An 11623-nucleotide genomic window follows, 5' to 3' on the forward strand; every position below is an offset into this window, starting at 1 on the left:
TGGTAGCTCCCTGACATAAGGCCGGATCACCCCGGCCTTTTTACTTTTTCGGGCGCTTGTAAACGAGCTTTCCACCACGCCGACGATCCAGTGTTCTGAGATCAGGATTACCGGCCTTATCGGTGGTATTGTAAGCTGTAATCGCCTCCCAGAGCTTTTGTCCGATCTCAAAGACAACCATAAGCCCAGTCTTGGCGTCGGCACGGATATAACGCCGGTCAACGATAAGGTCTTCCTGATCGGGCGAGACCGGGTCTTTCTTGCGGGCAACGCCAACCCAGATTTCGTCGGGGTCCATCAGCGCTTCAGCCAGAAGCGGCGTGACCCTAGCACGATCTCCCTTCAACACCTTCAAAGCGCCTCTACGATCACGGAAAAGCTGATCTGAAATCGGAATTTTGGTGCCGGATTTATCTTGAAACAACACAGCCCTGCCAATAGCTGCACCAAACGGTTTCAGAAACGCGCTGACATAATCCTCTGCCTTCAAACCGTCTTTAAGAGGCTTTGAAGCAAGGGGAACGGCTTTTTGCAGCAAGTCTTCAATCGGCTCTGGCTTGTCAATCTCGACCGCCATGCGCGGATTGTCGAGAAGATCGCGCCCTTCATGCAGCAAATTGGATGGCGTCAAGCCGCGCTCCCATAGATCGCCCGGCATATAATCCCAGCCATAATCGATCCCCTGCGGATGTTCGATCAGCTTGCCAGACGCAGGATCAATCACAGGCGCATAAAGTTCTTCAGGCGATGGATCAGGACCAGTCTTTCCGCGCTTGGTGAGATCACGATAGGAAAGACTGCGGACACCACAGGAGCAAAGCCATCCATTCGGCGGAAAATGTTTCAACCACCACGGATCATCATGGCGATAGATTTTTCCATGCCACGCGACGTGCTGTGGGCGCGGGATTTTCGGCGTCCGCTTGTCACCGTGGATATATTCCCAGAACGGGCGCAGTTTCAGCACATCAGGATCGCGCATCTGCTTAAGCCGACCGGCCATATGTGATGTGCGCAGATTGGTTTCAAAGATGACGCGGGTGCGCCAGCCGCGTTCCCCTTTATATTCCCAGCCATATCGCGCAACGAGCATATCAAAATCATCGCGGAAATTTTCTAACGTCCGGCCTTGTTCGGCGGCGTTAGCAATTGCGGTCTGGAAATCGGCGACCATATCAAGATCGGTCGCACCCGAAATAACAAATGCCCGATCATGAGTGCCGCGCATCACATCAAGCCATGATTTGGTCGGCTTGGCGCGTTTCTGGCGCAAAAACTCAATCTGCTCTTTGAATGGCTGATTGAACACATCAGCATCGACAAAACTTGCGATTTCCTCATCGTCGCGGAATGCATCTTCACGACCATGAAGGGCTGCAAGCTCCAAACCGTCGCCAAGCAAGTTTGCTAACGGATCAGGCGTCCAATTCGCGGCAAGCTGAAGAAGTGATTTCGCAGCTGATGCAAAGTCGCTGGCAGCATCAAGGGCCGAACGAATGGCGTTTATACGGCGTGTAAAATGCCCTGATGCCAATTCCTCAAGCCGGTCAGCAATATCGCTCACCGGATCGGGGGCATCAGCAAAGCTTACTGAATTATGGAGTTTTTTTTTGACTGAACCGGGCCAAAGAGTGCCGCAAAGACCGGGTTCTCTGATGCCTGCATGCGCAGATCGCGGGCGCGCTTGCCGCCTTCCATGAAAGCAAAACGTGCTTCCACAAGCCGGTCAATTGCGGTTTCTGACAATGCATGGGTCAGTTCAAACGACACGATAAATTCACGCGCATCATTGTCATCGTCAATCTGCGCAGCTGTTACCAGAATTTCGACAAGGGCCGCATTCTCGGAACTGGCGGCTTCTGCCTTGGCTTTCCGGGTCTCGGCCTTGTCCTTTTCATTGCTCGGACGCACACGCCAGACACGCGGAACGCCAGCGCCGGGGAAATTATAATCAATCAGCCACTGCACTAGCTGTTCACGTAAAGAATCGGATAAATGGTCCGCGTCACTATCAACGAGCAGATCAAGAATATTGGCGTGGGTTTCCGCTGCCGCCTTTGATCCTGCCGAACCGATGTCGGTTGTCAGTGTCTCGCCCAGAATGCAGATCGCAATCTCGGTATTCCAGAATTCGAGCCACTCCTTATAGCTGACTGCACCTGTGCGCGCAGCTTCCAGAAACTTGACGGAAGTGCCGACCGGAACGGTGACGGCTGCACTGGTCCTGATGCTGGCGAGCTTATGAATAAGCTGGTTCTGCTCCTCTGAAATCAGGCCGTAAGGTGTTTCGGCAATGACGGTCGGACCAGCAAACTTGTCGAGAAAATGCAGCCAAAAGGCGACACCTTCACGCTTAAACAGCACAGCCCAGAACAGCTGATAGCCAAGGCCGAGGCCATAAGGATTGTTACCGACGACACCATGCCGATGAACGATAAACTTGCGGTCAGGCAATTCGGTGCCGTCGCGCATGTTTGTCCAGGTTAAAAGGCGTGGCTTCCAATCCTGCCCGAAAGCAAAGCGGCGCTGATCATGCGTGATGATCTTTTCCGGCACGATACGGTTGCCGTCGCGCTTCCAGACCACTTCCGAGACTGCAAAACCCTTGAGGATCGCGCCACCCGACAGATCCTCGCAGATGCGGTCAAAAGGCAGATTGCGAAACGTCTCACGCACAAAACTTGCGGCCTCGACATCAACTGGCGCATCGGACGCCGCTTCCACTTCCCATTCCCGCGCCACAAGCTGCTTGTTGCGCTTGGTCAGGCAGGCAGAAGCGCGTGTGTCCCGCTTGATCTCATCGTAGATTTTAAGACCATCACCGCCGCCACGCTGGATGAGTGTGTCATCCGCATGCGAGAGCGCACCGCTATAAAACGGAATGGTAATATCGTTTTTGGCATCCGCAATCAGAGTGCGCGCTTCAGCGGGCAGGTTCTTGCGTTCTGTTGCCGTCAGGTTGTTACCTGCAAAAGATGCTGACTTTCGGTTTTTGCGACGGCTCATAGGCGGTATCCCTCAAGTCCAGTATTGCCGCTTCCTGCGGCGGTCATCATTCCGCTTCCGCCCGTGCTGGCGCGATTGCCGCCTGCATAAAGAAGCGCGTTCTGCCAAAGCATGTCGAGACAGTCCGGGCCGTCATCATGATCGGCATCGGGCCATTGCTGTAGCTGGTCGATCAACGTTTGCTGTGTGGCATTGAGCCGGATTAATCCGGCAGCGGTCGGCGGTTGAAGCCGCTCAATGCGCAAATCCTTGTCGGCGTTAGGAATAATTGGCACGGCAGATATGCCGACACCTTGTTGTGCAGCGGTCGTCATCAGCGTTGTGCGCAAAAACTCCTGAAACTGCACTGATTCAACAAACCAGAGCAGGCAGCGATATTCCCGCTGGAATGCAATGATGTCGGCAATGATAATATCTGGCAGGCGGCGGCGGATGGACGCTTCCAGAACATCCATCGTGCCGTGCAGGCGATTGAAGCCGCCGACAAGAATGGCGCTCGGATCACGGCCATGGCCTTTCTTGCCAAGCGAGGGATCGACCGCGCCAAAGTGGATAAGATCGGACAGTTTGAGCGTCCAGAATTTCAACGCACTGAATGGGCTTCCGGCATTAATTGGTTTGTTCTGATATTCGGTCTGGAAGCTGTCATGATCGGCAGCACGTTCCAGCATGAGCCAGACAAGCGGCTGAAGCGCGGGCCAGTTGACGACTGCGCCCGCATCCATGGCGCTCTTGTGCGTCAGGTAGAAAGCGCGAGCGGCTTCCTCGCCATCATTCTGGAAAGCCTCCTCAAACTTGTCCCAAAGGTCCATGCGGTCAGGCCAACGGATAATCGCCTGAAACTCGGCCACCCGCCAGACTGGCGACTTCGCCGCCCGGACAAGCACCGCATCATAATGCAGAACTGTACCGACCCAGACCACATCCATAGTGCCGTCAGGCGGCCCGACTTTCAAAGCGGCGCGCTTGATCCATGTCTCTAACTTCTTGCGCTGATCGGGCGAACGCACCTGTTCATCATTTTCCAGATCGTCAAAAAACATGAGATCAGGGCGATATGGACCATGGCGGCGACCGCGCAGCTTTTGCAGCGCGCCAAGCCCCTCAATGCGAATATTGCTCTTGGTGACGATTTCGCCCTCACGCCAGACACGGCCAGCACCCGTCGCATCGGGGAAATCATAAGACAGGCGCGGGTTTTCTGTGAGTTCTGCTTTGATCGCCTCAATAAGAAGTGCTGCCTGCGCATAGACATCGCAGACTTCCATAATGTAGCGTTTAAGCCCAAGGCAGATGCAATAAAGCGCGAAACCAAGCGACAGATGTGTCGATTTTGACGAACCACGCGGCGCGATGAACAAATCTCTAACGCCTTTTTCAGACGCTATGATTGCAGGAACACGCGCAAAAATCGCCTTGTGAAACAGGCTGTGTTCGCCCTTCACATAATGCGGCAGATAGGTTTCCAGAAAGAACTGAAAGCCGGTTTCAGGATGGCGGACTTGCGCAATCCGCTCGGCCTTGGCCTTTGGATCGGCTGGAAATGCCGACACCGACAAATCAACCCAACGCGCAAGCTCGTCGGCTTTCCCGCTGATCCACTCGCGGAAATCTTTCTCGCTTACTTTGGCTTTCAGGTTCGGGCGCTTCATGGTGCAAAGGCACTCGCAATACGATCACCAAACGGGATCAGAATTTCCTGAACAACAGAAATATGCTGCGGGAACTGCTCCTGCACAAAGCTGACCAGATGCTGCACAACCGACTGCGCAACGCCAAGCTCGGAAATCTTCGGTGCAAGCTTGCCAGCCGAAGCCGTGACTTTGACCATAGCGTCACCGAGCGCCACCATATGCTTGATTTTCTGGTCGAGCGTTAGAACCTGATTGTTTTTAACCTCATCCAGAAGCGCCTGCGCCATGATGACGAAATCTTCCGTCACCGATGAAACAACAACGTCCAGTCCTTCACCAGCAATTGTCGCGGCAGATCGGGCCATGTCCCAATCATCGCCATTTTCCTTCGCAGCCTTTTTCCAGCGTCCGATTGTTGCCTGACTGACGTTCAATGTCATGGCAATGGTTGCAATAGACATGCGCCGATAGACATAATCGGATCGGGCCTTGCGGCGGGTGTCGTGAGTTTCAGCCATTCTTGCCAGTGCCTTTGCCGATACCGAAAATGTCTTTGATAAGCTGCGGCGGGTTTTCTGATGCCTGCTTCAGCCAGAGGATGAGGTTGCGGCCTGTGATCCCGTATGCAGCAGAAACCGCATAGCCCCATGATCCGGGATTTTCAGAGACACCAAGCAATTCCAGTGTGAGATCGGTTGCGACCACGCCGACAAAGACGCCTGCGGCAATGGAACCGACCGCCGTTAGAAAATTGTGGGCGCGCCAGTCCAGAACAACAGAAATCACGGCGGCAACGCAGGAAGAGAGAAGCGTTGCCACCTTCAGGCCAAAGATGGTTTCAGGACCAGTCATTTACGTCCCCGTATGGCGGAAGCTATCGCATTCAGCCCGCCGCCAAGGGCCTGAATTCCAAAAAACGAAAGCAGGATCATGCCCTGCCATTCATCAAACGGTGCGGGGAACTTGGCGATGCGCCAGCCAAGTGCAAAACAGGTGTCAAGCGTGACCAAAACCAGATGAATGGCAAAACAACCGGCAATCACCGCAGTGATCAGCCGCATTTCCCAAAAGACCGCCGACGCGAGCCGAATTTCCTTGGAATTACGGGCCTCTTCAATCTGACGGTTGATGTCAGCAATGGCTGCATCTGCCACAAGGCGTTGCTGGTCGTTTTCCGCCTTGAGCTTCATTTCATAGGCGCGTGTCAACGCGCCTATGAAATCACCTGTCAGCCAGCGCAGGAGAGATGAGAACATCAAATCTCCTTCAGGCGATTGACCGACCAACGGCCAGACGCAAACATATAGACGGCACCGGCTCCCAAAAGCAGAAGCAGTGCTGAGACACCAAAGGCCCAAGGATTGTTAACGCCGACGACAGCCGACACCACTGCCGTGCCGACCGTACCACCGATCAGGCTTTTGACCGAGCCACTATCTGACGGCTTTACGTCATCAGCGGTTGCTAGCGCCTTGTTTGCGTCAGAAATCTTCTCATCGGCATTGGCCGCGTCAATCGCATCCAGAATATTCTTATGATAACCGGCAATCAGCTTGGCCTTATCCTTGCCGTTGACGATAGCGCGAGCGCCTTCAGGATCATCAACCTTTGCATTGAAATAGTCAGAAAGCTTTTGGCCGGTGAAAAGCCCTTCGGCCATGCCAACAATTGCAATGCGAGCACTGATCAGCGGATCAAGCGCTTTATCAGGATAGCGCACCAGATCAATATCAAGCCGATCACCAAGGCGGTCGTAATTATCCTCATGCGTGATCTGGATGGAGCCGCGTCCAAAATAACCATCACGCCAGTAAGGCGTTTTGACCGACTTCAGCTTCCCTGCCTTCCATGCATTTTCCAGACGAGCTTTCGCCTGTGCGTCCGAATTGGCATTGGTTTCTCGCACCGGCTGCATGCGACCACCAGTTTCATGAAAAATCTGCGCGAGAATATTGGCAAGCCAGCGGCGATCCGTGAGCTTGTAATAATCCCACTGCGATAACAGCATGTTGATGCCGTCGATCTGGCCTTGTGTCAGGCGACCGCCGAAAGGCGCACGGCGCAGATAGGAAAAGAAGGTCGTGGGATTCTTGATCGTGGACATTTCGCCTCGCGGTGCCGATTAAAAGATGTGCGAGGACTTTGGCTGGTCTTACAAAGCAAAATGACCGGACATCAGGTCCGGTCATTGATCATTTGCAAACAAATCGAATTGATTAAGTGTCGGCGGCGGGCCATTTGCCACTCGGCGCACATGGCGTTGCGTGATACCGAGGCGGCGAGCTATCTCACTTCTTGATAGCCCCTCTGCTTCGAGACGCCTGATAGCAGACAATGCATTGCGGGGCGGTTTGCAATGTGGAACCGAAAGAACCGATCCGCCCATGTATTTGCATATCGCATATCCATCCTCTTTGCCAAGAGCCTGAATGACAGGATGGTCGTCATTAGGCTTTTTAGGGAAATATGCTTCGCTACCACCATAGACCTGCACGATTTTAAGAGCAAGGCGCACACCAATCGTTTCTGCGATCTCTTCTATTGAAGAGGGCAATGTTTGGAGATCGCTCATGCCGCACCCGTTAAAAATGATTGCTCAAAACAATCTGCAACTGCTATTTGAACAGGTATGGAAACGGGGATGCGAAAATTATGAAAACTGCACTGATAGCCGCTTTGATCGCTCTGACGCCGACACTGGCATTCGCGGAAACCGAGCTTGCCGATTGGCAAAAGGCAGGACTTGAGACGATCAAAGAAGAAAAGAAAGTTCGAGACGCTATGTGGTCGCAAGACATAAGCCTGTGGGTCGGTCTTGACGATGATGGCACGAACAGACGCGGCTTTGGTGAATACCTTTGCCTTGTTCTGAACCAAGCCGGACGGCCAAAAGGCAAGTTCGTTTCCATCAGCCTTCTGGATCACAGTGCATTTATGCGTGGTGAACACAAAGAGCTTGGAAAAGCAGTTTGCAATTAAATCTTTCATGCCCGTGCCTCCATCGCCTTGAGTGCCTCAATGATGGGATTAGCCTCTTCAAACGTTAGAAAATCAGGGTCATCGACGGTAGAGTGTCCCTTAACGAAGGTTCGCAGAGCTTTGCGGGAACCGTCATTTATAACGCCCTTCCGGTGACATGATCGCCAGAGTGCATGAACCAGACGGATATATGGTTTTGTTGAAAGCGGCAGTGATTTGCCGCTTTTCTTCATTTTGAAGCCTAAGCGCTTTAATTCATCAACCACAGCGAGACGCTGGCGCTCGGACATGGCGCGCAGTGAATTAACACCCGTCACACGCACATAAAGCGCCCGGATTGTATCTTCATCCATACCAAGTTGAATGCGAGCGATATTGATGACAGCAAACGTGTTCATCGCCCACCGCCGATCAGTTTTTGTTGCTCTCGCCCACTCACACCACGGGAGATATTGACATTCTCTCCCGCCATTGCACCTGCATATCGCGCATGATCAAAGCGGGTTTTCTGCGCAGGCGTTTTCATAGTTCGCGTGTCTGGATAACGACGCTCGCGCTCAAATTCCGCTTCACGCAATGCAATTGCAGATATGTTCGGCTTGAAGAGATTATAGAGCTGTCCCTTCAAACTCGCGACCAAGCCGATGGTAAAATCTGTCACAGCCTGCTTGCGCGTGGCCGTTGAACGACGACGGCTGTAAAATTCACCTTTTTTGAAACGCTTGATCTCATGATTGATTGCGGTTTCACAGACATCATGAAGATAGACGGCAATCTCCGGTCCCGGTTCCTTGCCGACATAAATCATGACACGGCCATCAAGCGAACTGGACATTAAAGCTGCTGTATTCGTGCAATGGGCGATAACTGGCCAAAGCGATGAACGGGCAGATCGCAATGATCCACTCAAACCCGCAGCATCCTGCGTCATTTCAGGATCATGGTCATGAAGGCCGTGTTCACGCATCAGCTCGGCCACCTTGGCAGCGGCTTCCATAGCCTCTGCCTCAGTGAAGCCCCGCGCCGTTGTGCGCTGACGCAAGGCATTAATCCGCTTACGAATTGTTTCCGAGATCATATCAGCCTCACGCGTTCGCCAGATCGAGCGGAATACGAGTGGCAGTTCCCGTATCCTTATCGACGGCGTAAAACCGGGCATGTTCCTTGGACGCCATGACGCGCACTGAATCGGAAATCACCGTCATGGCCTTTTCCCATTCACCTGTGTCGTCGGTGATTTTCAGGCGCTTCAGGCCAAGGATACGATCTGTGTTGAGCTTGCCCTGCTTATCGACCTGAAACGCCTGATCAATCAGAGCGCGGATATTGTCGTTAGAGCCTTCAGACCAACGGCGAATGCAGCCGTCGATAATCTCTTTGGCAACTTCCAGTTCCGGGCCGAACGTCAAAGTGTCGGAAACCTGAATGGTCAGGCGCAAACTGGTATCGACAGTGGTCAGGGTGATATTGCCCTTTGTGCCACGGCGCTTGACGTTGTATTTTTCGGCCAACAATTCGCGATACGCCATCACATCGTCAAAGACTTCGGCGCGAAGTGTTGCCAAGATGCGGTTCATCTCTGACGCCTTGATCGAAAGGCGGCGAACAAGCTCATCTTCCTCAATATGTTCCGGCTTGATAGCTGACAGGGCAATCATTTCGCCCTTACCCTTATTGACGTAAGAGACACCGCTGATTTCTTCGGTCGGAATGGTCGGTGAAATTTTAGACTGCATAATCTGGGTTCCTTATGGAAAGTATTTCAGGCTACATCGCCGCCATCACCATGGATGACGGTAAGATGCGGACGGGATCGGTTGGATGGGCGGAGCGGAATGACGACACTGCCGGAAGCATTGGTGAGAACCGGCCTAACGCCGAGTTTTTCTTCCATGTCGAGTGCTGCATCTTCATACATGACGAGTGCTAGCGCATAGCTTTGAAGCTGCTCACCAGAGATTGTGATGCTGCCACCAGTTTCGAGCAGCGCATTCTGGAATTCACGACGCATTTCACGCAGGCTATCAGAGAGCATTGATTGTCTCCTTCTGAAGTTCTTCAGGTGATGAGGGGAAAGAAAGCAGCTGATCGTTCAACGGTGCATGTGGACGGCCTGTCAGATACTCAATCGTCATTTCCATATGCCGCGCCTCAAGTTCCATGAGGCGAAGCGTTAGAAGCAACTCAGGAGCATCTACCTCACTGACGAGAGGCATCAGAAAAGCGCGCCACTGCACCACTGTGTCAGACAGCATTTTTCACCTCGGAATTGGTTGAAACGGGATTGTGAGGACAATTCCGGCATGCCGCCCAGTGGCGAAGCTTGTCGGGATCGCTTGTCGGCATTGGAGCGCTTGCATGATGACGACAGGCTTCCGGCGTCAGATCGCTATGCAGATATGGACACCACATCTTGCAGGCGTACATAGCCATAACTTTCGGTGCGAGCTTGGCCGACACCTTGTCCATCTTGGCCGAATATTTTCCATCGCAGATCAGCGAGATTGCCGTACGAGAAACACCAAGTTCATCGGCAATATCTTTTTTTGTGCGCTTCGGCTTTCCAGCCTCGGCGCGCAAAACGTCAACCCACTTTGGATCGGACAAAGTCATGAGGTTCATCTGTCGCATAGCGAACCTCGGTCATCTGCGGTGAAGCGCTCAAGATTATGGTCCCACAATGCGCGCAATGCTGATCGCCATTCCGGTGCAATCGGGCCGGTATCTTTGATCAACCGAAAGCGCTTCCCGCTTTTACTGTTGGCGCGTAAGTTACTTCGGCTAGCTGGCAACGCCGCGACATAGCCAGCGCATCGCAAGTATCTGAGATATGCGAGCAGGTTTTCTTCGGGGTTCTTGTCATCTTTTGCAGCTGCGATGATGACATCGCTAACCATGAACGTTCCACTCATGCGCATGGCGTTCCACGCTCTTTGGCGAAACGTCGTGCGGAAGCGTCGGCGGCTTTTGCATGTCAGTGGTCCTATAGGCCCACTGGTGATCTTTTCGTCCCGCTGTGCAGCAGCCACACCCTCAGATGTTAGGCAGTAGCAACCCACCTCAATCCGGTCCAAATAACCGCGATTGATAAGCGCGGCAGCACCGTTTGAAATTTGGCGGTGGCTCAAAGGTAAAACGAGTGCCAACTGGTCTATGGTCTGGCATGTTCCATCTGTCAGATGTTGCAGAATAATGGTTGAAGCTTCTCCCGGTGCGCACTTCATCAAAATGACTCCGGAACGATCACTGGCTTATTCGAATGACGGTTGTTCATGATGACCTGACCGGCCATGTCAGACAGTTTCACGCCTTCTTCGCCTGCATCAAAGCGAAGGCCAAAGCGTTCGATATTGGCGATGGCTTCCAGAACCTCGCGGTTCAAGCCCTGACTAACCTTCAGGACGAAATCAATCAGATCATCGGCAACCTTGACCTCGCAACGCGCCGAAATCAGGGCTTTCACATCGTCCTTGGAGGCTGGCTGGAAGCTAACGCGCTGCGAGACACGCGAAGCGACCTGTGGGAACCGTGCCAGATGGTCAGCCACTTTTCCCATGCCGACGAGAACAGTCGGCAACTCGATCATGTCCGAAATATCGCGGATAGTTTCGAGAATGCTGGATTTGGAGGAAATATGGTCAGCTTCATCAATGACCAGACCGAAAGCACGGCGGTCCAGCATGGCCGAGTTCTGGCGCATCGCCAGTTCCTCTAACGCCTTGGCGTATTTCTTCGGGAACGAATGCGGCGGCGTAACGCGCAGATTTTCCAAGAGTTCATTCATGAACCAGCTTGGCGACCATTCCTTTTTAGCGCGCAGATACACACACCCATTCTGCGCCACCCAGTGTTTCAATGTCGTGGTCTTGCCAAGTCCGGGCTGACCATCAATGACGACGAGACAAGCTTCCTGCGCGCCGCGCTGTTCAAGTGCGGATAACGCACCCAAAAAGCGTTTTACGTTGGCTGTCTCGACAAACTGGTTTTTCATGCGTATTTTCCTT

General features: G+C 53.1%; 17 protein-coding genes. 1 reads left to right on the plus strand and 16 read right to left on the minus strand.

All coding sequences use genetic code 11. The features are described from left to right. Positions 1-40: 40 nt before the first annotated feature. The 8 genes from ABE530_RS11920 to ABE530_RS11955 form a co-directional block, all read right to left on the minus strand. The gene (locus tag ABE530_RS11920) at positions 41-1564 is read right to left on the minus strand and encodes a PBECR2 nuclease fold domain-containing protein (RefSeq protein WP_499694657.1); all 1524 of its coding nucleotides are present in this window, start codon (positions 1562-1564) and stop codon (positions 41-43) included. A 23-nt stretch (positions 1565-1587) separates the two neighbouring features. After that, positions 1588-3006 carry a phage portal protein family protein gene (locus tag ABE530_RS11925; RefSeq protein WP_499694658.1) on the minus strand — a complete coding sequence of 473 codons (1419 nt, stop codon included), beginning with the start codon at positions 3004-3006 and terminating at the stop codon, positions 1588-1590. After that, positions 3003-4658, minus strand: coding sequence for a phage terminase large subunit (terL, locus tag ABE530_RS11930; protein ID WP_499694659.1), 1656 nt, complete (start codon positions 4656-4658; stop codon positions 3003-3005). The genes ABE530_RS11925 and terL overlap by 4 nt, the downstream gene beginning before the upstream one ends. Beyond that, on the minus strand, positions 4655-5158 hold the full coding sequence (locus tag ABE530_RS11935; protein ID WP_499694660.1) for a DUF1804 family protein: 504 nt from the start codon (positions 5156-5158) through the stop codon (positions 4655-4657). Before ABE530_RS11935 ends, terL begins: the two co-directional genes overlap by 4 nt. Continuing rightward, positions 5151-5492, minus strand: coding sequence for a hypothetical protein (locus tag ABE530_RS11940; protein WP_154144416.1), 342 nt, complete (start codon positions 5490-5492; stop codon positions 5151-5153). The genes ABE530_RS11935 and ABE530_RS11940 overlap by 8 nt, the downstream gene beginning before the upstream one ends. Beyond that, positions 5489-5896 (minus strand): hypothetical protein, encoded by a 408-nt coding sequence (locus ABE530_RS11945; protein ID WP_499694661.1) that lies wholly within the window; start codon positions 5894-5896, stop codon positions 5489-5491. Before ABE530_RS11945 ends, ABE530_RS11940 begins: the two co-directional genes overlap by 4 nt. After that, positions 5896-6744: a glycoside hydrolase family 19 protein gene (locus ABE530_RS11950; protein WP_499694662.1), complete on the minus strand. Its 849-nt coding sequence runs from the start codon at positions 6742-6744 to the stop codon at positions 5896-5898. The genes ABE530_RS11945 and ABE530_RS11950 overlap by 1 nt, the downstream gene beginning before the upstream one ends. An 81-nt stretch (positions 6745-6825) precedes the next feature. Beyond that, positions 6826-7212 (minus strand): helix-turn-helix domain-containing protein, encoded by a 387-nt coding sequence (locus ABE530_RS11955; RefSeq protein WP_499694663.1) that lies wholly within the window; start codon positions 7210-7212, stop codon positions 6826-6828. 80 nt (positions 7213-7292) lie between these two features. On the opposite strand from ABE530_RS11955, the gene ABE530_RS11960 reads away from it, so the two are divergent. Further along, positions 7293-7619 (plus strand): hypothetical protein, encoded by a 327-nt coding sequence (locus ABE530_RS11960; protein WP_499694664.1) that lies wholly within the window; start codon positions 7293-7295, stop codon positions 7617-7619. Between the two features lie 5 nt (positions 7620-7624). Here the strand turns inward: ABE530_RS11960 and ABE530_RS11965 are convergent, their stop codons facing one another. Genes ABE530_RS11965 through ABE530_RS12000 form a run of 8 tightly spaced genes read right to left on the minus strand, consistent with a single transcriptional unit; the run spans position 7625 to position 11610 of the window. Then, on the minus strand, positions 7625-8017 hold the full coding sequence (locus ABE530_RS11965; protein WP_499694665.1) for a regulatory protein GemA: 393 nt from the start codon (positions 8015-8017) through the stop codon (positions 7625-7627). Further along, the gene (locus ABE530_RS11970) at positions 8014-8697 is read right to left on the minus strand and encodes a DUF7168 domain-containing protein (RefSeq protein ID WP_499694666.1); all 684 of its coding nucleotides are present in this window, start codon (positions 8695-8697) and stop codon (positions 8014-8016) included. Before ABE530_RS11970 ends, ABE530_RS11965 begins: the two co-directional genes overlap by 4 nt. 7 nt (positions 8698-8704) lie before the next feature. Continuing rightward, positions 8705-9355, minus strand: a complete 651-nt coding sequence (locus tag ABE530_RS11975; RefSeq protein ID WP_499694667.1) for a DUF3164 family protein — start codon at positions 9353-9355, stop codon at positions 8705-8707. A gap of 26 nt (positions 9356-9381) precedes the next feature. Then, positions 9382-9654 carry a hypothetical protein gene (locus ABE530_RS11980; protein WP_499694668.1) on the minus strand — a complete coding sequence of 91 codons (273 nt, stop codon included), beginning with the start codon at positions 9652-9654 and terminating at the stop codon, positions 9382-9384. Continuing rightward, a complete protein-coding gene (locus ABE530_RS11985; RefSeq protein WP_499694669.1) occupies positions 9644-9874 on the minus strand; it encodes a hypothetical protein in 231 nt (76 codons plus the stop codon). The genes ABE530_RS11980 and ABE530_RS11985 overlap by 11 nt, the downstream gene beginning before the upstream one ends. After that, positions 9864-10250 carry a MarR family transcriptional regulator gene (locus ABE530_RS11990; protein WP_499694670.1) on the minus strand — a complete coding sequence of 129 codons (387 nt, stop codon included), beginning with the start codon at positions 10248-10250 and terminating at the stop codon, positions 9864-9866. Before ABE530_RS11990 ends, ABE530_RS11985 begins: the two co-directional genes overlap by 11 nt. Further along, positions 10238-10843, minus strand: a complete 606-nt coding sequence (locus ABE530_RS11995) for a hypothetical protein (RefSeq protein ID WP_499694671.1) — start codon at positions 10841-10843, stop codon at positions 10238-10240. Before ABE530_RS11995 ends, ABE530_RS11990 begins: the two co-directional genes overlap by 13 nt. After that, positions 10843-11610, minus strand: a complete 768-nt coding sequence (locus ABE530_RS12000; RefSeq protein WP_499694672.1) for an AAA family ATPase — start codon at positions 11608-11610, stop codon at positions 10843-10845. Before ABE530_RS12000 ends, ABE530_RS11995 begins: the two co-directional genes overlap by 1 nt. Positions 11611-11623: the final 13 nt, after the last annotated feature.

The sequence above is a fragment of the Brucella sp. TWI559 genome (assembly GCF_039674265.1).
In the GTDB taxonomy this organism is placed as follows: domain Bacteria; phylum Pseudomonadota; class Alphaproteobacteria; order Rhizobiales; family Rhizobiaceae; genus Brucella; species Brucella chromiisoli.

Excerpts from the sequence above, each read along its gene's own strand:
- ABE530_RS11985 (WP_499694669.1), bottom strand. The coding sequence starts at position 9,874 with ATGCTGTCTGACACAGTGGTGCAGTGGCGCGCTTTTCTGATGCCTCTC.
- ABE530_RS11975 (WP_499694667.1), bottom strand. The coding sequence starts at position 9,355 with ATGCAGTCTAAAATTTCACCGACCATTCCGACCGAAGAAATCAGCGGT.
- terL (WP_499694659.1), bottom strand. The coding sequence starts at position 4,658 with ATGAAGCGCCCGAACCTGAAAGCCAAAGTAAGCGAGAAAGATTTCCGC.
- ABE530_RS11990 (WP_499694670.1), bottom strand. The coding sequence starts at position 10,250 with ATGCGACAGATGAACCTCATGACTTTGTCCGATCCAAAGTGGGTTGAC.
- ABE530_RS11970 (WP_499694666.1), bottom strand. The coding sequence starts at position 8,697 with ATGATCTCGGAAACAATTCGTAAGCGGATTAATGCCTTGCGTCAGCGC.
- ABE530_RS11960 (WP_499694664.1), top strand. The coding sequence starts at position 7,293 with ATGAAAACTGCACTGATAGCCGCTTTGATCGCTCTGACGCCGACACTG.
- ABE530_RS11945 (WP_499694661.1), bottom strand. The coding sequence starts at position 5,896 with ATGTTCTCATCTCTCCTGCGCTGGCTGACAGGTGATTTCATAGGCGCG.
- ABE530_RS11935 (WP_499694660.1), bottom strand. The coding sequence starts at position 5,158 with ATGGCTGAAACTCACGACACCCGCCGCAAGGCCCGATCCGATTATGTC.
- ABE530_RS11925 (WP_499694658.1), bottom strand. The coding sequence starts at position 3,006 with ATGAGCCGTCGCAAAAACCGAAAGTCAGCATCTTTTGCAGGTAACAAC.
- ABE530_RS11995 (WP_499694671.1), bottom strand. The coding sequence starts at position 10,843 with ATGAAGTGCGCACCGGGAGAAGCTTCAACCATTATTCTGCAACATCTG.
- ABE530_RS11950 (WP_499694662.1), bottom strand. The coding sequence starts at position 6,744 with ATGTCCACGATCAAGAATCCCACGACCTTCTTTTCCTATCTGCGCCGT.
- ABE530_RS11965 (WP_499694665.1), bottom strand. The coding sequence starts at position 8,017 with ATGAACACGTTTGCTGTCATCAATATCGCTCGCATTCAACTTGGTATG.
- ABE530_RS12000 (WP_499694672.1), bottom strand. The coding sequence starts at position 11,610 with ATGAAAAACCAGTTTGTCGAGACAGCCAACGTAAAACGCTTTTTGGGT.
- ABE530_RS11980 (WP_499694668.1), bottom strand. The coding sequence starts at position 9,654 with ATGCTCTCTGATAGCCTGCGTGAAATGCGTCGTGAATTCCAGAATGCG.
- ABE530_RS11940 (WP_154144416.1), bottom strand. The coding sequence starts at position 5,492 with ATGACTGGTCCTGAAACCATCTTTGGCCTGAAGGTGGCAACGCTTCTC.
- ABE530_RS11955 (WP_499694663.1), bottom strand. The coding sequence starts at position 7,212 with ATGAGCGATCTCCAAACATTGCCCTCTTCAATAGAAGAGATCGCAGAA.